Below are 18,872 nucleotides of genomic sequence, written 5' to 3'. Positions count from 1 at the left end.
CCGCCCATGCAGCTTGCCGTCGTGGGAACAGGGTATGTCGGCCTCGTCGCCGGCGCGGGGTTCGCGGATTTCGGGAATGACGTGGCGTGCGTCGACGTGTCCGCTGCCAAGATCGAGATGCTGAAGCGCGGAGAGGTGCCGATCTACGAGCCCGGCCTCGACGTGCTGATCGCGAAGAACACCCGCGACGGCAGGCTCCGGTTCTCCACCGACGTCGCCGGCGCCATCCGCGACGCCGAGATCGTCTTCATCGCCGTCGGTACGCCCCAGGCGGACGACGGCTCCGCCGACCTCTCCGCCGTCGAGGCCGTCGGCGAGACGATCGGCAAGAATCTGAACAATTTCAAGGTGATCGCCACGAAGAGCACCGTCCCCGTCGGCACGGCGGACCGGCTCCGGCAGATCATCGGCGCGAACGCCACCCAGCCGTTCGCTGTCGCGTCGAACCCGGAGTTTCTCAAGGAGGGTGACGCGGTCAACGACTTCATGAAGCCCGACCGCGTGATCATCGGCTCGGACGACCCGAAGGCGCGCGAGATCCTGCGCCACCTCTACAACCCGTTCGTGCGGGCGAGCGACCGCATCCAGCTCATGGATGCGCGCTCGGCCGAGCTCACCAAGTACGCCGCCAACGCGCTGCTCGCGTCGCGCATCTCGTTCATGAACGACCTGGCCGTGCTCGCGGAGAAGCTGGGCGCGGACATCGAGCTCGTGCGCAAGGGGGTCGGGGCCGACCCGCGCATCGGCACGAAGTTCCTGTTCGCCGGCCCGGGGTTCGGCGGGTCGTGCTTCCCCAAGGACCTCTCGGCCATCCTCTACACCGCGGGCTCTGTCGGGCACGATCTGGAGATCGTCCGGGCGACCGAGCGGATCAACGCGCGGCAGAAGCAGCTGCTCGCCAGCAAGGTGAGCGCCCACTTCGACGGCGCGCTGAAGGGGAAGACGATCGCGGTCTGGGGGCTCGCGTTCAAGCCGCAGACGGACGACATCCGCGAGGCGCCGGCGCTCACGCTCATCGACGCGCTGCTCGAGGCGGGCGCGACGGTCCAGGCGCACGACCCGCAGGCGATGCCGAACGTGCGCGCCATCTACGGGAGCCGCATCCTCCTGAGCGACGGCATGTACGGCGCGGCCGAGGGCGCGGACGCGCTGGTCGTCGTCACCGAGTGGCACGAGTACCGGCGCCCGGACTTCCACCGGCTGAAGCGCATCCTGAGCTCCCCGACGCTCTTCGACGGGCGCAACATCTGGGAGCCGGACGAGCTCCGCGGCATGGGGTTCGCTTACACGGGCATCGGCAGGAAGTAGCGCGCCACCGGCGTGGCGTGGCGCGGCACGCCGCCGACGTGGCGCGCCGCGCCCTCAGGCGTCGTCGTGGCCCGGCGGCGGCGCCTGGCGGCGGGTGCTGGGCGCTTCCTCGCCGACATACCGCGGCAAGCTCACGGGCGTGTGGTTGCGGTTGCCCGGCAGCTCCTCGCCGAGGTGCCGCGTCCCGTTCGCGGGCGTGTGCCGCCGGCTGCTCGGCGGCTCCTCGCCGAGGTGGCGCGCGGCCATCGGCGTCGGCATCGACATCCGCCGGCTGCTCGGCGGCTCCTCGCCTGTATGCCGGTCCCAGCGCCGCTCGAGCATCTTCCGATCGACGCCGATGAGCCGCGCCGCGGCCGCCTTGTTGCCGCCGCAGCTCTCGATCGCGTGGTGCAGGACGGCGCGCTCGATCACGCGGAGCTTCGATCCAAGCCGCTCGGGCAGCGCGAGCAGGGCGCGCGCCAGCCGGTCGATCTCCGCGGTGGCGTCCACGACCGGCCGCTCGCGCGCGAGCTCCTCGAGCGTGGGGACGTCGATGAGATCGTCGTCCGCGAGCAGCCCCAGCCGCTCGACGACGTTCCGGAGCTCGCGCACGTTGCCGGGCCAGGGCCGCCGGACCAGCCACGCGATCGCGTCGTCGGTGTAACGCAGCTTGCGCGGGAGCTCCGCGCTGAACGCGAGCAGGAGCTCGATGAGATCGGCGTCGCGCTCGGCCAGCGACGGGACGTGCACCGTGACGACGTTGAGCCTGTAGAAGAGGTCCTCCCGGAAGCGCCCCTCGCTGATGCGCTTCTCCAGGTCGACGTGGGTCGCGGCGAGGAGGCGGGCGCGCAGCGGGATCTCCGACTCGGCGCCGAGGGGGCGGAAGCGGCGATCCTCGACGACGCGGAGGAGCTTCGCCTGGAGCTCGCCGGGCATCTCGGCGATCTCGTCGAGCAGGATGGTGCCCGCGCCCGCGAGCTCGAGCTGGCCGCGCATGCGCTTCTCGGCGCCGGTGAAGGCGCCGCGCTCGTGCCCGAAGATGAGCGACTCGATGAGCGTCCCCGGCAACGCCGAGCAGTTGACCGCGATGAACGGCTCGCCGCGGCGCGAGCTCATCTCGTGCAGCGCGCGGGCGACCATCTCCTTGCCGCTGCCGGTCTCGCCGCGGATGAGCACCGTCTTGCTCGACTCGGCGACCCGCTCGATGATGCGGCGGACGCGCTCCATCCCCGCGGACGAGCCGAGGAGCGCCTTCGTGCCGAACGTGCGGTCGACCCGCTCGCGGAGCCGCACCACCTCGCCCTTCAGGAGCAGCCGCTCGCGCTGCCCCTCGATGATCGGCAGGAGCATCTCCGGGCAGAGCTCGTCCTTCAGCACGTAGTCCTGCGCGCCGAGCCGCATGGCCTCCCGGATCTCGGAGAGCTCGCTGACCGACGTGACCATCAGCGCCGGCGTGCTCCGCCCCGAGGCCCGCACGCGCCGCAGGATCTCCAGGCCGCCGCGGTCGCGCGGATCGTCCGACAGGCGCACGTCGAGGAGCAGGAGGTCCGGCGCGCTCCGCTCCACGACCGCCATCGCGTCGTCCAGGCCGACCGCCTCCAGCACCTCGACCTCGTCGAGCGCGGCCAGGATCTGCCGCAGCGTGCGGCGGCCGCTCCGCTGATCATCGACGATCAGGATCTTCACGCGACCTCGTCCTCCGCGGTCATGGAGACGTCGGCGGCGGGGATCGAGATAACGAACCGCGTCGTGCCGTCGCGCCGCTCCGGCTCGATCAACCACCCGTGGGCCCGGACGATGCGGTGCGTGATGGCGAGCCCGAGCCCGGTCCCGCGGGGCTTCGTCGTGTACCAGGGCGCGAAGAGGCGCGACGCGTCCCCGGAGATGCCGGGCCCCGTGTCCCACACGACGAGCTCGGCGCCGCTCTCGGTGGTCTCCCAGACGACCCCGATCGTCCCCTTGTCGCCGGCCGCGTCGAGGCCGTTCGAGAGGAGGTTGACGAGCACCTGCGTGGCCTGATCGGGATCGCAGCGGAGCCTCGATCCAGCGCTCACGCGCGCCTCGATCCGCCGCTTGCCGAGCTGATCGCGCAGGAGCATCTCCGCCCGGCTGACGAGCTCCTCGACCGCGAGGCGGCGGCGCTCGAGCTTCCTGTGCGTCACCCGGCGCAGCCCCATCACGAGGCGCTCGAGGCGCTCGACCTCCTCGCAGCCGATGTCGACCTCCTCGGCGTCCAGGCTCTGGTTCTTCGATCCGCGCTTGAACACGGAGCGGAAGAAGTTGATCGGGTAGCGCACCTCGTGGGTGATCTCGGCCGCGAGCGTCTCGATGAGCGCCGCGCGCTCGTCGCGCCACGCGGCGGCCTGCTCCCGCCGCCGCCGCTCCAGCTCCGCGTAGCTGTGGGCGTGCGCCATGGCGAGCGCGGCCTGGTTGCCGATCGTGCGGAGCAGGTCGAGATCCTCGCTGGTGAACAGGGCGCCGCCGCGCTTCTTGCCCACCTCGAGGACGCCGAGCAGCCGGCCGCGGAACATGACGGTCAGCGAGAGCTCGCTTGCGCTCGCGCTCGCGCTCGCGCTCGCCTGGGAGGGCTCGACCTCGATGATCCGCTCGCCGCTCGACTCGTCCGCCCCCGGCGCCGGCTCGCCGGGCGCGGCGCCGGCGCTGCCCGCGCCCGCGCCGTCGGCCGCGTCGACCGCGATGCGGCGGAAGGTGACCCGCTCGCAGGAGAGCCAGCGCGCCACCGTGCGCTCGACCGCGAAGGCGACCTCGTCGGGATCGGCGACGAGCGTCAGCTCCTCGCTGAGCTGCTCGACGGTGGGCTTGTACTCCGCGCGCGCCGGGAAGAGCTTCCGATCGCCGGCGCCGAGCGCGAACACGACGAGCGCCGCGCTGACGACGGCGGCCGGCGCCGCGACCTTGATCGCGCCGAGCAGCGGGAGGCCCGCGTACCCCGCGCACGCGGAGCAGAGGATCACCGTGAGCGCGACCATCATGCAGGCGATGATGAGGCGCGTGAGCGGGCGCGACAGGAGCGCGCGGCTCCCCCAGAGGTCGTAGCGGATGAACGCGACGACGCTCGAGACGGGCGTGAGGGCGAGCGCGGGGATCGCGAACCACGCGAGCGTCGACGCCGGGGCGCCGAGCATGGCGAGCATGAAGCCGAGGGCGATCACCACGTGCGGCGGCGCCATCGCGACGAGCAGCGCGCGCAGCGTGCGGCGGCGATCGCCCTCCGCCGCGGCGAAGCGGAGGATCAGCGTGGTCGCGAAGAAGAAGAACGACGCCACGAACAGGATCGCGCAGACGCTCCGGAGCGCGACGGTGGTCCAGCCCATGGCGTGCGAGGCGAGCAGGGCGGCGGCGAGCAGGCCGCCGAGCCCGTGCGCGATCCGCGCGAAGACGGGGTAGCGCGCGATGAGCGGGGCGTCGTCCGGCAGCCGCAGCGCCAGCGTGAAGAAGCTCATCGGGACGAGCGCGTAGGCGACGTGGAAGAACGGGACGAGGTGGCGCGAGCTGTGGTAGTCGAACAGCGCGAACTGGAAGAGCGCGGCGAACAGCGCGGCGCCCGCGAAGGCGCGGGCGAGCTTGCCGTGGGGGCTCGCGCTGAGGGCGATGAGCGCGGCGCCCACGTAGAGCGAGGCGACGACCATCAGCCCGCCGGCGTAGAACCACCAGGCGAGCGCGTCGAAGGGGACGAGGGAGAGCTCGACGTCGCGCAGCCCCTCCGCCGTCTCGACGCGGGCGTGCACCGAGCGGCGCCCCTCGCGCGCCGCCCGCTCGACCGCGGCGTCCCAGGCGCCGGCGCGGTAGCGCCCCTCGGTGCTCTCGAGGCGCCAGCCGTCGACCTCGACGACGCGATCCGGGTACCGGAGGCCCTTCTGGAAGCCCTCCCAGGACGGCAGGCCCACGCTCGAGACAACGCCGTCCGGATCGACGAGCACGCCGGGGAACGGGCGCTCGTACCAGCCCAGAGCGCTCCTCATCCCCGAGCCGCCCAGCACGAGCGCCGCGAGGACGACCACCGCGAGGAGCCAACGGCGATTCTCGATAGCTGGCATCGGGAGAGCCGACGGCGCGCAAATTGCGCCGCCAGCCACCCACGATACGCTGGAACTCCGGGTGAACCAACGGGGCTCGCGCGCCGGACGGGGCGCAACAGGCCCGTCACCCGCGATCCCGGCGCCCCGGCGGCGCTACTACGCAATTATCATTACGTTTTCCCTTGGAGATGAGAGCGGGATCACCCCGCGGCCGGACGGCAGCGCGCTCAGGCGGCGCCCTCGTGCGCGTCGCCGTCCGAGGCGTCCGCGAACACGACGTCCGCCAGCGCTCCGAAGCGCGACTCGACGTCGGCGACGGCGGCGGCGTCGGTCGCCGATCGCTCGAGCCGGTCGAGCAGGGCGGTGAGCTCGTCCCGCACGCGCGGCGAGGGCGGCGGCGCCGCGCGGCTCGCGGCGAGGGCGCGGACGAGGAGCGAGAGCTGCCGCAGCACGGCGCCAGCGCCGTGGGCGCGCAGGCGCCGCGGGTCGCCCGCGGTGAGGCGGGCGTGGCGCACGAGCGCGCAGACGCCGTGGCAGAGGCTCGGGTCGGCGAGCAGCGCCCGGACCGCCCAGCGCGCGAGGCGGCGCGAGTACAGGCGGCGGGCGAGCGGGCCCTTGGCGCGGGCGTCGTGCCAGATGCGCGCGGCGCCGTCCTCGCCGACGGACACCAGCGCGAGCGCGATGGGATCTCCGGCGGCGAGGCAGGCTCGACCGGCGTCGATGCGGCCGTAGCCGTGCTTGGCGTTGTGGCCGTCGCGATCGCGCCCGTCGGGGAGCACGTCCCACGCGTCGGCGATCGGCTCGGCCGACGCGGGCGCCGCGGGGGGCACCGGGGCGAGCGTGCGCATCACGAGGGCGTCGAGCTCGGGCAGGCGGAGCGACGGGTTCTGCGACAGGACGAGGAGCAGCGAGCCCGCGGCGATGGCCGAGGCCCCGCTCGACTCGGCGTGGCAGAGCCGCTCGAGCGCGGGGGTCGCGCCGGACGCGGACGGCAGCGGGCAGGTGATGTCGTCGCCCGGCGCGAGCCACCGCACCGCCGGGCCGCGGTTGGCGAAGGGGCGGCTGCGCCCCCGCCGGTCCCGCCAGAGGAACCACCCGTCGCCGCGGGCGGCCGGGCCGACGCAGAACACGCGCGGGTCGCTCGCGGGCTCGCCGAACCCGAGCGAGAAGCTCGCGTGCAGCGACTCGGGAGGGCTCGAGGCCTCGCGGCCCGTGGGGAACACGACAGGGCAGCCCCGGCCGCGGCGCCCGAGGCGGGCGGCGAACTCGAGCGCGTCGTCCAGCATGGGCGTCGTCGAGCCCTCGACGTACGCGGCGCACACCACGACGTCGGCGCCGTCGCTGACCGCCCGGACGATCGCGACCGGCAGGGCGAGGACGCACGATCCAGGCTTCGGGATCAGGTAGAGCCGGGGCGACGCGTCCGGCGCGACGCCGCGGAACCCGCCGGGGCGACGGCCCCCCACGGCCCACGCGACCATGAACGCGCCGTGCGCCTGGCTGCGCGGCGGCTGCTCCATCATGACGAGCACCTCGCGCTCGAGGCCGAGCTCGTCGGCCGTCCACGCGTCGTCGTCGATGACCCCGAGGCGCGTCCCGGCGCCGCCCCCGCAGCGGCGGCGATCGACCCTGATCCCGCCGCCCTCGTCGCGCAGGAACCAGCGGCCGGGGGTGACGGGCTCATCCTCGACCGACGCGCGGCGCGCGGTCCACCCTTCCGGGCGCGCCGCGGCGCCGGCGGCGGCGTCGAAGCGCGGGGCGACGGCGGCGCTCGGGCGACGGGCCGACGCGACGTAGCGCACCGGCAGCGCCGCGGCCGAGAGCGCCGCGGCGACGTCGGCGCGCCGCCCGGGGTCGGGGGACCGGACGCGGAGCCAGAAGATGGGCGTCCGTTCGATGACGCGCTCGACCACGACGCCGGACCAGCGCGCCCCGAGCGCGGCGGCGACCGCGTCGGGCGCGACGGGGCACCGCGAGGCGACGACGACGTCGAGGGGACCATCGTCGTCGTCGCCGGCGGCGGTGGGGACCGGGGCGTAGCCGAAGTCCCACGGCGGGCGCCGCGGGCGCGCCCTGGGCGTCGCGGACGACGCGGGGGGCGGCGCGCTCTTGCGACCGGGCGCCGGACGCGCGCGCGCGGACCCCTCCTCCGGAGGGCCCGCCCCCCCTCGCGCGGCCGCGCCGCGGCCGCGGCTCATGCCAGCACGGCCTTGGCCCAGGCGTTGAGCGCGTGGGCGCGGTTGGCGAAGCCGGGGCTCTCGGCCTCGCACCGCGCGAGCTCCTGCGCTTGCCCCTCCCTCCCCTCCGCCCAGGCCGCGACGCGGCGAGCGCCGAGCACCGCGGCGCGCCGCCGCGCGGCGCGGAAGCACCGGCGCTCGCCGTCGAGCATCGCCGCGAGGACGCCGGACTCGAGGACCATCCGGCGGACGGGGAGCAAGGACGAGGGCGCGTCCGGGATCGGCGGCTCGCCCTGCGCCTTCGGCGTCACCGCGATCCCCCAGGGCGGCGTGCCGAGCGGTCCGTACGCGACCGCGCCGCGGTGGCGCGGCTCCGAGGCGCGCTCCCGATCGCGCTCCTCGGCCCGGGGCTCTCCGTGCGCGCGCGATCGCAGCTCCGAGGCCAGGACGACGGCCCAGGCGCCGCCTCGCTGGTAGTCGTCCTGCCAGTCCATGACGTCGTCGTGGAGCTGCAGCCCGAGCCACACCGACGACAGCAGCCGCGCGAGCACCTCGCGCCGCTCGGCCGTCCAGCCGGCGGCGTGCGCGAGGGCGATCGACGCCGGGAAGCCGACGCTCTGCTTGCCGAGGGAGAGCGCGTAATAGCGGCTGAAGCCGGCGGGCCCGCCGCTCGCGAGGAGGCTGCGCTCGGTCTCGATGGCGAACAGCGTCGCGTCGTCCGCGCGCGCGAAGTCGATGGCCGGGTCGTCGACCCCTGGCGCGACGCGGCGGAGCGCCTCGTCGCGCGCCCGCCGAGCGTGCGCCAGGATGGCCTCGAGCTGCCAGGTCGGGCGGACCTGCTTGTCCTTGATGCGATCGGTGCCGAACGCCTCGATGACGGCGAGCAGGTGCGCGAGGAGCGCGTCCTGCACCGTGGCCCCGCGCACGCCCGGCATGGCCTCCGCGAGCAGCGCGGGCGCGGCCAGCGTGATCTCGTTGCTGAACACGGCGCTCCAGGGCACGTCGCGCGACGGCGACAGGCCGAGCGTGTAGGCCAGCCCCTGCGCGTCGGCGTGCAGCATCCCGGGGAGCGTCCGCCAGAACGCCTTGTAGAGCTCGTCCACCCACAGGGCGTCATCCATGCGCGGGCACCTCCCTCGCCCGGCGCGGCGCGCCGGGCTCGGCGCTCGCGGTGCGCGGCGCGCTCCGGGCGCCGGTAGATGGCAACGGGGCAGAGCCGCGCCGGTGAGACGTACGCCGATGGCGGGATAGCCCCGCCTGTCGCCTGCGCCGCAGCATCAATAGACGTTCGACTCCTTCCAGGGCGACAGGCACACGTTGAAGCGCTCCTCGACCACGATCGCGCGCCACTGGAGCACCTGGGAGGCGCTCAGCCCATCGAAGAAGCCGCCGATCCAGGAGCGGATGCGGCCGTTGAGCTGCGCGCGGATCCTGGCCGCGTCCACCGGCTCCTCATCTGCCTCGGGCGCGACGACGTAGAGGGCGAGCAGCTGCTTGAACTCGTCGAAGTGCTCCTGGTTTCGGAGCAGGGAGATGTAGAGCGCGCGCAGCTGTGCGTGCGGGTCGATCGAATTCACCGTTTGCATGGGCCTCCGCCGCCGGTCCACCGCCGGCGTCGGACGGCCCATTGCACGTCACGGGCCGCTGTGAGCCAGCGTGTAAGCCATTGAAATTACTCGATCGCCAGCGGCGGCCGGAGCGGGTCGATACCCGAAACCGACCATCATCTGCCCGAATCCGACCGCTCCGCTCGACGCGATGTCGCCTTTCCACGGAGGTGGACATAGACGTGTCCAGCGCTGCACGTGCCCGACTCGACACAAGCCGGGATCGCAAAAGACGCACCGGCACAGGCCGTTCATTTCATGCGTAGCCGAATCGAGCCGTGAAGCTGGATCATTTCCCGCCGCCGAAGCTCGGGCTGCCGCCCCCGCTCGGAATGAAAATGATGCCGCCGCCGCCGCCCCCACCGCAGTCGCTGAGCGCGATGAGGATGAGGAGGACGACGATCAGGACGACGACGATGACGACGACCCTGCCGGCTCCGGCGCCCGTCCCATCGCCGAACGAGGGGCTCGGCGGGGGTGGCAGGTGGAAGGCGGCGGCGAGCTCCTTCCCTGGCAGCGGTGAGCAGAACGACACGCTCACCTCGGTCGGGGCCTGCTCGATGCTGACCTTGCCGCCCTCGCCCTGGTACTCCGTGGCCTGCACGGCCTCGCCGATCTCGACCTTCCAGTAGAACTCGCCGATGACGTATTCCACCTCGGCGTGGACGCTCTGCTTGAGCGCATACGTCCGCCCTTGATAGCTCGCCGTCGAGCCCATCGGCTGGACCTCGCCGGGCGAGAGAGGCGTCACGAGCTGCCACGCGCCGTCCTCTTCCATGAGCCACAGGTAGCCAACGCTCGGTCCGCCGTAGAGCAGGTACTCGCGCCAGCGGTAACGCTCGCCCTCCACGGTGCAGCCCCGGATGACGAAGCCGATGCAGAGCACGCGCATGCCGCGGAGCTGGCCCTCGGCGCCGAGCGGGACGTACGGCTCCATGGGCGGCCTGGGGACCTGGCCGAGCGCGACGAGCGCGCCCTTCGTGAGGTCGCTCGCAGTACCGCAGTACCGGCAGACGATGCGCTCCGTGGTGCCGGGCGCGGCGAGCGGCAGGTTGCCGCCGCAGTTCGGGCACACGACGGCCGACACCTGCGCCGTGGGCTGGTCCACAGGGGCCCCGGTGTCGAGCTTCAGGATGGCCGGGTCGATCTGCCGGCCCAGGTAGAGCTTGGGCGGGATCGTCCGCCCGTCGCCGTAGTCGAGCGTCCCGAACTCGCCCCTCGGCCCCGCGATGTCGACGAAGCCCGTCACCACGCCGGGCGCGGCGACGTAGGGCATCTCTCCTTCGGCCGAGATCACGCGCCGGCGGCCGACCTCGACGACGGTGAACATGCCGTGCCCATCGAGGTGGACACGGCCGCCCGGCTGGAGGGAGCTCCACGGCGGCAGCCCGTTCAGCGGGAGCGGCGCCTCGGTGGTGGCGTACCAGCGCCCCTGGGCGAACGCGACCCACGTCCAGCGGCCGCTGGCCGGGAACGCGATGAAGATCTCCTGCCAGGGCGCGCCCGGCGCGCTGGCCCGATCGAGCTGGACGCGGCCGTCGACCACGAACGGCTCGTTGCCCCAGCGCCCGGTGACGCCGAGCTGGAGGGGCGTGGGAATCTCGACCAGGTCGGCGACGCGCCCGACGGCGCGGAGGTCCCGATCGGTGCGCGCGACGACGAATTTGCAGTGCTTGCACACCTGCGCCATCGCGCCCGCGAAGCGAAACGTGATCGGCGCGCCGCAGGAGGGGCACGCGGCTGCTCGGTCGAAGGGCGTGCTCACGCGAGCACCATACTAGAAGCCCCGACGACGAAAGAGGAAGCGTTTCAGGTGCGCCGGCGAGCCCGAACAGGCTGTGGTCCAGCGCGAGCGGTGCTAGGACCGCGCCGATGCCGGCCACCGAGGAGAGCCCTGCGGGAGCTCGGGGCGCCCCTCCCGGGGACGCCCTGGCGCCCTTCGCCGCGGCGCAGCCGCTGCCCCGGCTCGTGCACCCGGCGCTCCTCGCGAGCGTGTTCGTCATCGCCACGTCGGGGCTGGTCTACGAGCTCATCACCGGCACGCTCGCGAGCTACGTCCTCGGCGACTCGGTGACGCAGTTCAGCTTCGTCATCGGTCTTTACCTGTTCGCGATGGGGATCGGCTCGTACCTCTCCCAGTACATCGAGAGCCGGCTCCTCGAGCGCTTCGTCGAGATCGAGCTCGGCCTGGCGCTCGTCGGGGGGCTCTCCGCGCCGATGCTCTTCCGGGTCTACACCGCGCTCGGGTCGTTCCGCGCGCTGCTCTACTCGCTCGTGCTGCTCATCGGGATGCTCGTGGGGCTCGAGATCCCGCTGCTCATCCGGCTGCTCAACTTCTCGCTGGATCTCAAGCGGCTCGTCGCGCGCGTGCTCACGCTCGACTACATCGGCGCGCTGGCCGCGAGCCTGCTCTTCCCCTCGCTCCTGCTGCCGCGCCTCGGGATCCACCAGACGAGCCTGTTCTTCGGCGTGCTCAACGCGGCCGTCGCGCTCACGAGCACGTTCCTGTTCCCGCTCGATCGCGCCGTCGTCGTCCGGCTGCGGGCGCTCTGCCTGATCGTGATCGCCGCGCTCGGGGTCGCCTTCGCGCTCGTCTCGCGGTTCGTCGAGCGCTCGGAGGCGCTCTATTTCGGGGCGCCCATCGTCTACGCGGCGCAGTCGCCGTACCAGCGCCTCGTCATCACGAGGAGCCCGCGCACGACGCGCCTCTTCCTCAACGGCAACCTCCAGTTCTCGTCGGACGACGAGCACCGGTACCACGAGGTGCTCGTGCACCCGGCCGTCGCCGCGCTGGGGCGGGAGCCGCGGCGCGCGCTGATCCTCGGCGGCGGCGACGGGCTCGCCGCGCGCGAGCTGCTCCGTTACCCGTCGGTCGAGCAGATCCTGCTCGTCGACCTCGACGGCGCGGTCACCGGCGCCTTCCGCGATCTGCCGCTCGCCGCGGACCTGAACCAGGGCTCGCTGCGCGACCCGCGCGTGGCCGTCCGCAACGAGGACGCGTTCAAGTACCTCGAGGAGTCGACCGAGTCGTTCGATCTCGCGATCGTCGACTTCCCCGATCCCGGCAACTACGCCGTCGGCAAGCTGTACACGGACGCCTTCTATCACCTGCTCCGGCAGCGGCTCTCCGTGCGCGGGCTCGCCGTCGTCCAGGCGACGTCGCCCCACTACGCGCGCGAGTCGTTCTGGAGCGTCGTGACGACGCTCGAGGCGGCCGGCTTCAAGACCGCGCCGCTCCACGTCTACGTGCCGAGCTTCGGCGAGTGGGGCTTCATCCTGGCGGGCGGCGAGGGGCTCGCCGCGCCGGGCGCCCTCCGGATCGATCCGTCGAGGCTCCGCTACCTCGACTCGAGCGGCCTGCCGGAGCTCTTCCGGTTCCCCCGCGATCTCGGCCGCGTCGAGGCGCCGATCAACCGGCTGAACGACCAGAAGCTCGTCTCCGTGTACACGCGCGAGTGGGCCGAGTGGACCCGGTGATCCGGTGAACCGCCGCGGCTTCCTGAGCTCCGTGGCCGCGGGCTGGGTCGTGCACGCGGCCTCGCCGGGGCGCGCGCCGCTCGCCGGCGAGATCGTCGGCGCGGCCCACGGCGCGGGCCACCTGCTCCGCGGCGGCCCGCGGCGAGCGGCGAGCGGCCCCGCCGAGCGCGCGGACGTCGTGATCGTCGGCGGCGGGGTGAGCGGGCTCTCGGCCGCGTGGCGGCTCGCCGGCGCCGGGCTCGATCTGCGCGTCCTCGAGCTCGAGCCGAGGCCGGGCGGCACGAGCGCGTGGGGCGACGACGGCGTCGTGCCGTACCCGTGGGGCGCGCACTACCTCGCCGCGCCGAACGTCGAGGCGCGCGCGACGCTGCGGCTGCTCGAGCAGATGGGCGTCGTCACCGGGTGGGACGCGGCGGGGCGCCCCGCGTTCGATCCGCGGCGGCTGTGCCACGCGCCGGGCGAGCGGCTGTTCTACGAGGGCGCTTGGCACACCGGCCTCGCGCCGGTCGACGCGCTCTCGAGCGAGGCGCTGGACGAGCTCGAGAGGTTCCACGCGCTCGAGGAGGAGCTCACGGAGCTCACCGGCAGCGACGGGCGCCCGGCGTTCCAGATCCCGCTCGATCGCTCCTCGCGCGACCCCGGGCTCCTCCGGCTCGACCGGATGAGCATGGCGGCGTGGCTCGATCGCGAGGGGTACCGCACGCCGTTCGTGCGCTGGTACGTGCGCTACGCGATGCTCGACGACTTCGGCGGCGAGCCCGAGGAGATCTCGGCCTGGGCGGGGCTTCACTACTTCGCGGGGCGCAAGGCGCGCGCGCCCGAGCTCGCGGGCAGCCGCTACCTCGTCTGGCCCGAGGGCAACGGCCGGCTCGTGAAGGCGCTGATCGAGCGCGCGGCGCCGCGCGTGTCGCTCGGCGCGCTCGTCACGTCGGTGCGCCCGCAGCCGAGCGGCCGCGTCGAGGTCGACTACATCGACGTGCAGCGCGGCGAGGCGCGCCGCGTCGAGGCCCGCGCGGCGATCCTCGCGGCGCCGGCGTTCGTCGTGCGCCGGATCTTCGCGGGGAGCGCGGCGGGCGAGCTGCCGGAGCGGGTCGCGTCGGCGTGGCTCGTGGCGAACCTCCACGTCGAGCGGCCCGTCGATCCCAACCACGCGTGGGATTCCGTCCTCTACGGCGCGGAGGGGCTCGGCTACGTCGACGCGCGCCACCAGCTCACCGATCTCGCGGTGGCGACGACGCAGCGGTCGCGCCTCGCGACGCCGCTGCAGCGCACCGTGCTGACGTACTACCGCGCCTTCGGCGGGCCGGACGTCGCCGCCGCGCGCGCGGCGCTGCTCCGCGCGCCGTGGGCGTCGCTCGCCGACGGCGTGCTGCGCGATCTCGCGCCGGCGCACCCGCACCTGCGCGACGACGTCGAGCGGATGGACGTCATGATCTGGGGGCACGCGATGCCGCGCCCGCGCCCCGGCTTCCTCGGCCCGCGGCCGTTCGAGCCGCGCTGCGCGCTGTCCGAGCGCGTCGCCTGGGCCCACGTCGATCAGCCGGGGATGGCGCTCTTCGAGGAGGCGCACGCGTGCGGCGTGCGCGCCGCCGAGGCGATCGCGGCCTCGGCGGGGATCGCGATCGGCGAGAGCTGGCTCTGAGCTCGAGCGCCCGTCGCCTCGCCGCGCGCCGCGCGGCGGGGAGCCCCACGTCCTCCCCCATCTTTCAAGAGCAAAGTGCTTCCGGCGAGCGAGCACCTCCGGAAGGGTCCTCTACCCCTGCCGCCGGCCGCTTCCAGCGGCCATGGAGCGGCCGCTGTGGGAGATCCAGCCCAGGATTTCAGCTTTGCCCTCGCCTTGAACTTGCGCTGCCCCCCTGCTCCGCGTCTACTCTCTGCCCATGTTGCGGACCCGGTTTGCCGGGATGACGGATACCGGGCTCCTCCGGGACCACAATGAGGACAACCTCCTCGTCAGCGAGGAGTACCGTGTCGTGGCCGTGGCGGATGGAATGGGCGGACACCGCTCGGGCGACGTTGCGAGCCAGCTTGCCGTGAGCACCCTCTCGGACTTCTTGTCCGTGACGGTCGGGAGGGACGCCACCTGGCCCTTCCCAGCCGATCCGAACCTGACCGAGGAGGAGAACTACGTCGTCACCGGCCTCAGGCTGGCGAACCGGCGCATCTTCGATCGCTCGCTGAAGACGCTCGCCGACTTCGGCATGGGCACGACGATCGTGGCGGCGATGTTCTCCAAGGACGCCGAGCACGTGACGGTGGGTCACGTCGGGGACAGCCGCTGCTATCGCCTGCGCGACAGCCAGATCACGCAGCTCACCCGTGACCACTCGCTCGTCAGCGACGCGGCGCACATGGCGCCGTGGATGACCGAGGAGGAGGTCCGGCAGCTGCCGGCCAACGTCATCACGCGCGCGCTCGGCATCCGCGAGGACGTCCTCGTCGATCTCGTGACGGACGAGACGCGGCACGGTGACGTGTACCTCCTCTGCTCGGACGGCCTGTCCGGGCTGGTGAGCGACGATCAGATCCTCGAGCTCGTGATGTCCAGCGGCTCGCTGGACGCCGCGTGCAAGGCGCTCATCGATCGGGCGAACTACTTCGGCGGCACCGACAACATCACGGTCGTCCTCGCCCGCGTCGAAGAGGTGCCCGACGGCAAGCGCCCCTTCAACGACGAGCCCACCCAGGAAAGCCGCTAGCCCGCGCGACGCGCCGCTCGGTCGCGTCGCGCGCGAGCTCCCGACGCCGCCGCCGCGCAGGCCTCCCCTCCTGCGCCGTTCGCTCTCGCCCGGGGCAGCGAGCGCTCCCCCTCGGGCCGGGCAGCTCGGCGCCACGATCCCGTCGAGCGCAGCGCCACCATCACCCGCGCACGCACGACGCCCCGGGCGCCCCGCGCCGATGCGTCGGCGATGCGTCGGCGATGCGGCGGCTACAGGACGAAGTGATCCATGAGCTGAAGGACCTCCAGGTTCAGCCCCTTCAGCGCGGCGCACTCCCGCTCCACCTCGGCCTGGAAGACCGGCTTGATGTGGTAGAGCATCGTCGGCAGATCCCTCGGCGCGCGGAACTTCTGGAGCTCGAGGGCGAGCGTCTGCGGCGTGTGGTGGCCGCTCACCGTCGCGAGGCGCTGCTCCCGGTTGGGGAAGCTGACCTCCATCAGCAGGGCGCGGAGGTCCTGCTGCTGGTTCAGCACCTCCCACAGCCGCTCCGTGGGCCCGGTGTCGCCGCTGTACGCGATCGCGCCGCCGTCGCCTTCGATCACGAACGCCGACGCGTCGATCGTGTGCGTGACGTGGACCGCGCGCACGAGCCTCCCGGCGACCGGCGTGGGGCGCTCCGGCTTGAGCTCGAGGTACTGGATGGTCGGCTGCCCGGCGCTCGGGATCACCGCGAAATCGGGCCAGAGCACGTTGTTGAAGAAGTGCTTCTTGAGCGTGCGCAGCGTCTCGCGCGTGCCCGCGATCACGAGCGGCGGGCACCCGAGCTGACAACGGTTGTCCGCGATCGTGGCCAGGTCGCGGATGTGATCGAGGTGCGCGTGGCTCACCAGGCACGCCTCGAGCCGCGCCTGGTCCTTCACCTCGAGCCCGCTGGTCAGCGAGCCGGCGTCGATCGCGAGGATGTCGTCCACGACGAACGCGCACGTGCGATGCCTGGGGGTCTCCCCGCCGTGGCAGCCGATGACACGCAGCTCCACTGGTTCAGCTCTCTCCGCCGAACTTCTGCGGCATGTCCAGGAACTCGATGAACTCCCGGAACCTGCGCATGTCGGTCACCATGATCGCCGCGGGTGCAGGCGGCCCGTACGAGAGGAGCTTCAGCCGGCGGAGCCGCTTCATCACCTCGTCCACCGTCTCTTGCTCGACGTCGACCTCACGCGCGATGTCCTCGGGGGACGAGCGGACGCGTATGCCTTCGGGCGTCTCCTCCCCGAAGGCCTCGGCGTGGCGCGCGAGCGCCAGCATCACGCGCGCCTTCGGGTCACGGTGCATGAGGATCTCGACGAGCGAGTTCGCCGCGTCGAGCCGCTTCGCCAGCTTCTTGAGGAGGCGGAGCGCTATCTCGACGTCGCGCTGCAGCATGACCCCGAGCTTCCGCGCGTCGATCACGAGGCAGCGGGACGGCTCGCTCACGGTGGCCGTCGCGTTCCGGGGCTTGCCGTTCAAGATCGCCATCTCGCCGACGAACTCGCCGGGCCCGAGCACCGCGAGCACCTTGTCCTCGCCGGCGACCGACTTCGTGATCCGCACGGCGCCCGACTGGATGACGAACATGACGTCGCCGGAGTCCCCCTCACGAAAGAGCACGTCGCCCGGCACGTACTCGCGGCCATAGCGGGCGAACGACGACTCCGACATTGCCCTGGAGTCTAGCGCCCCACGTGACCGCGGGTCAAAAACCCGGGCAAGAGCGCTGGCGCTCACAAAACGCGAAGGGCCCCCCAAGCCAGCATGCTTTGGAGGACCCCTCGGCCCGCTTCGTCGGGGCAGCGCGCTCGGCGGGCCGGCGCCGCGCGGAGGCGGCGGCAGCCCGAGAGCGGCGCGGACAGGCGATCAACCCATGTCGAAGTCGCCCATGCCGCCCATGCCGCCCATGCCGCCCATGCCGCCCATACCCCCCATGCCGCCCATGCCGCCGGGAGCCCCGCCGGCCGCCGCCTTCTCCTTCTTGGGCTTCTCGGCGACGAGGGCCTCGGTCGTGAGCATCAGCGCGGCGACGCTGGCCGCGTTGGAGATCGCGTGCCGCACGACCTTGGCCGGATCGATGACGCCGCCGGCGAGCAGGTCCTCGTACGAGTCGGTCGCGGCGTTGTAGCCGAAGGTCGGCGCGCCCGACCGGACCTTCTCCGCGACCACCGTCCCGTCGACCCCCGCGTTCTGGGCGATCTGGCGGAGCGGCGCCTCCACGGCGCGGCGCACGAGCCGCACGCCGACGTCGCGCTCGTCGTTGAACTTGAGCGACTCCAGCGAGGCGGCCGCCCGGAAGAGGGCCACGCCGCCGCCGACCACGATGCCTTCCTCGACGGCCGCGCGGGTCGCGTGCAGGGCGTCCTCGACGCGCGCCTTCTTCTCCTTCATCTCGACCTCGGTCGCCGCGCCGACCTTCACCACCGCGACGCCGCCGGCGAGCTTCGCGAGCCGCTCCTGGAGCTTCTCGCGATCGTAGTCGCTCGTCGTGTCCGCGATCTGCTTGCGGATCGCCTCGATGCGGCCCTTGATGGCGGTCTTGTCGCCCTGGCCGTCGACGATGACCGTGTTGTCCTTGTCGATCTCGACCCGCTTGGCCGTCCCGAGGTCGCGCAGCGTGGCGCTCTCGAGCTTCTGGCCGAGATCCTCCATGAACGGCGTCGCGCCCGTGAGGATGGCGATGTCCTTCAGCATGTCCTTGCGGCGATCGCCGAAGCCGGGCGCCTTCACGGCGGCGACCTTGATCGTGCCGCGCAGCTTGTTCACGACGAGCGTGGCGAGCGCCTCACCCTCGACGTCCTCGGAGAGGATGAGCAGCTCGCGCCCCTGCTTCACCACCTGCTCGAGCAGCGGCAGGAGGTCGGCCATGGCCGAGATCTTCTTCTCGTGCACGAGGATGAGCGGGTTCGTGAGCACCGCGGTCATCTTCTCGGGGTCGGTCACGAAGTAGGGCGAGAGGTAGCCGCGGTCGAACTGCATGCCGTCGACGGTCTCGAGCTCCGTCGTCATGCGCTTGTTCTCCTCGACCGTGATCACGCCCTCCTTGCCGACCTTCTCCATGGCGTCGGCGAGGATCTGGCCGATCTCCTTGTCGCCGTTGGCGCTGACCGTGGCGACCTGGGCGATCTGGTCCTTGTCCTTGGTCGGCTTGGCGGCCTTCTGCACGGCCTCGATGACCTTCGCGACCGCCGCGTCGATGCCGCGCTTCAGATCCATCGGGTTGTGGCCGGCCTCGACGAGCTTGAGGCCCTCGCCGAAGATCGCCTGCGCCAGCACCGTCGCCGTCGTCGTGCCGTCGCCGGCCTTGTCGCTGGTCTTCGAGGCGACCTCGCGCACCATCTGGGCGCCCATGTTCTCGAGCTTGCCGGCGAGCTCGACCTCCTTGGCGACCGTGACGCCGTCCTTCGTCACGACCGGGGAGCCCCAGCTCTTCTCGATGACGACGTTCCGCCCCTTCGGCCCGAGGGTCACCTTGACCGCATCGGCGAGCGTGTTCACGCCCTTCAGGATCGCGGCGCGGGCGCCGCGGCTAAAAACGATCTGCTTCGCAGCCATCTCTCAATCCCCTCGCGGCCGCGCGGCCGCGTGTACTAACGC

Annotated in this window: 13 protein-coding genes; 4 read left to right on the top strand and 9 right to left on the bottom strand. The window is 72.7% G+C overall.

Annotated features, from left to right (window positions below; translation table 11 throughout):
• The first annotated feature begins 6 nt into the window (after window positions 1–6).
• Window positions 7–1,308, top strand: a complete 1,302-nt coding sequence (locus tag WMF22_RS15400) for a UDP-glucose dehydrogenase family protein (protein WP_437299827.1) — start codon at window positions 7–9, stop codon at window positions 1,306–1,308.
• A 54-nt stretch (window positions 1,309–1,362) separates the two neighbouring features.
• On the opposite strand, the gene WMF22_RS15395 is transcribed toward WMF22_RS15400, so the two are convergent.
• The 6 genes from WMF22_RS15395 to WMF22_RS15370 all read right to left on the bottom strand — a co-directional run bounded on the left by WMF22_RS15395 (window position 1,363) and on the right by WMF22_RS15370 (window position 10,876).
• Complete coding sequence (locus tag WMF22_RS15395) at window positions 1,363–2,973, bottom strand: sigma-54-dependent transcriptional regulator (protein ID WP_437299826.1); 1,611 nt, start codon at window positions 2,971–2,973, stop codon at window positions 1,363–1,365.
• Window positions 2,970–5,345, bottom strand: a complete 2,376-nt coding sequence (locus tag WMF22_RS15390) for an ATP-binding protein (RefSeq protein ID WP_437299825.1) — start codon at window positions 5,343–5,345, stop codon at window positions 2,970–2,972. Before WMF22_RS15390 ends, WMF22_RS15395 begins: the two co-directional genes overlap by 4 nt.
• Window positions 5,346–5,554: 209 nt before the next feature.
• Window positions 5,555–7,525 carry a S8/S53 family peptidase gene (locus tag WMF22_RS15385; protein ID WP_437299824.1) on the bottom strand — a complete coding sequence of 657 codons (1,971 nt, stop codon included), beginning with the start codon at window positions 7,523–7,525 and terminating at the stop codon, window positions 5,555–5,557.
• Window positions 7,522–8,625: a hypothetical protein gene (locus WMF22_RS15380; RefSeq protein ID WP_438036222.1), complete on the bottom strand. Its 1,104-nt coding sequence runs from the start codon at window positions 8,623–8,625 to the stop codon at window positions 7,522–7,524. Before WMF22_RS15380 ends, WMF22_RS15385 begins: the two co-directional genes overlap by 4 nt.
• Before the next feature lie 156 nt (window positions 8,626–8,781).
• Entirely contained in the window at window positions 8,782–9,090 is a 309-nt protein-coding gene (locus WMF22_RS15375; protein WP_157906673.1) for a hypothetical protein, read from the bottom strand.
• A gap of 310 nt (window positions 9,091–9,400) precedes the next feature.
• Window positions 9,401–10,876 (bottom strand): DUF4178 domain-containing protein, encoded by a 1,476-nt coding sequence (locus WMF22_RS15370; protein WP_437299822.1) that lies wholly within the window; start codon window positions 10,874–10,876, stop codon window positions 9,401–9,403.
• Window positions 10,877–10,983: 107 nt separating this feature from the next.
• Here WMF22_RS15370 and WMF22_RS15365 point away from each other — a divergent pair, with 107 nt between their 5' ends.
• The 3 genes from WMF22_RS15365 (at window position 10,984) to WMF22_RS15355 (ending at window position 15,287) form a co-directional block, all read left to right on the top strand.
• A complete protein-coding gene (locus tag WMF22_RS15365) occupies window positions 10,984–12,588 on the top strand; it encodes a polyamine aminopropyltransferase (protein ID WP_437299821.1) in 1,605 nt (534 codons plus the stop codon).
• 4 nt (window positions 12,589–12,592) lie between these two features.
• Entirely contained in the window at window positions 12,593–14,230 is a 1,638-nt protein-coding gene (locus WMF22_RS15360) for an FAD-dependent oxidoreductase (RefSeq protein WP_438036221.1), read from the top strand.
• A gap of 238 nt (window positions 14,231–14,468) precedes the next feature.
• Window positions 14,469–15,287 (top strand): PP2C family protein-serine/threonine phosphatase, encoded by an 819-nt coding sequence (locus WMF22_RS15355; RefSeq protein WP_012235416.1) that lies wholly within the window; start codon window positions 14,469–14,471, stop codon window positions 15,285–15,287.
• A 230-nt stretch (window positions 15,288–15,517) separates the two neighbouring features.
• On the opposite strand, the gene WMF22_RS15350 is transcribed toward WMF22_RS15355, so the two are convergent.
• From WMF22_RS15350 to groL, 3 genes are all read right to left on the bottom strand, one after another.
• Window positions 15,518–16,285 carry an MBL fold metallo-hydrolase gene (locus WMF22_RS15350; protein WP_012235415.1) on the bottom strand — a complete coding sequence of 256 codons (768 nt, stop codon included), beginning with the start codon at window positions 16,283–16,285 and terminating at the stop codon, window positions 15,518–15,520.
• Window positions 16,286–16,289: 4 nt separating this feature from the next.
• Complete coding sequence (locus WMF22_RS15345; protein ID WP_437299818.1) at window positions 16,290–16,946, bottom strand: Crp/Fnr family transcriptional regulator; 657 nt, start codon at window positions 16,944–16,946, stop codon at window positions 16,290–16,292.
• A gap of 195 nt (window positions 16,947–17,141) precedes the next feature.
• Window positions 17,142–18,830: a chaperonin GroEL gene (gene groL, locus WMF22_RS15340; protein WP_437299817.1), complete on the bottom strand. Its 1,689-nt coding sequence runs from the start codon at window positions 18,828–18,830 to the stop codon at window positions 17,142–17,144.
• Window positions 18,831–18,872: the final 42 nt, after the last annotated feature.

It is taken from the genome of Sorangium sp. So ce204, from assembly GCF_051526795.1.
Lineage (GTDB): Bacteria > Myxococcota_A > Polyangia > Polyangiales > Polyangiaceae > Sorangium > Sorangium cellulosum_B.
Note: the sequence above shows the minus strand (reverse complement) of the source record. Positions and strands in the feature narration are given on the sequence as shown.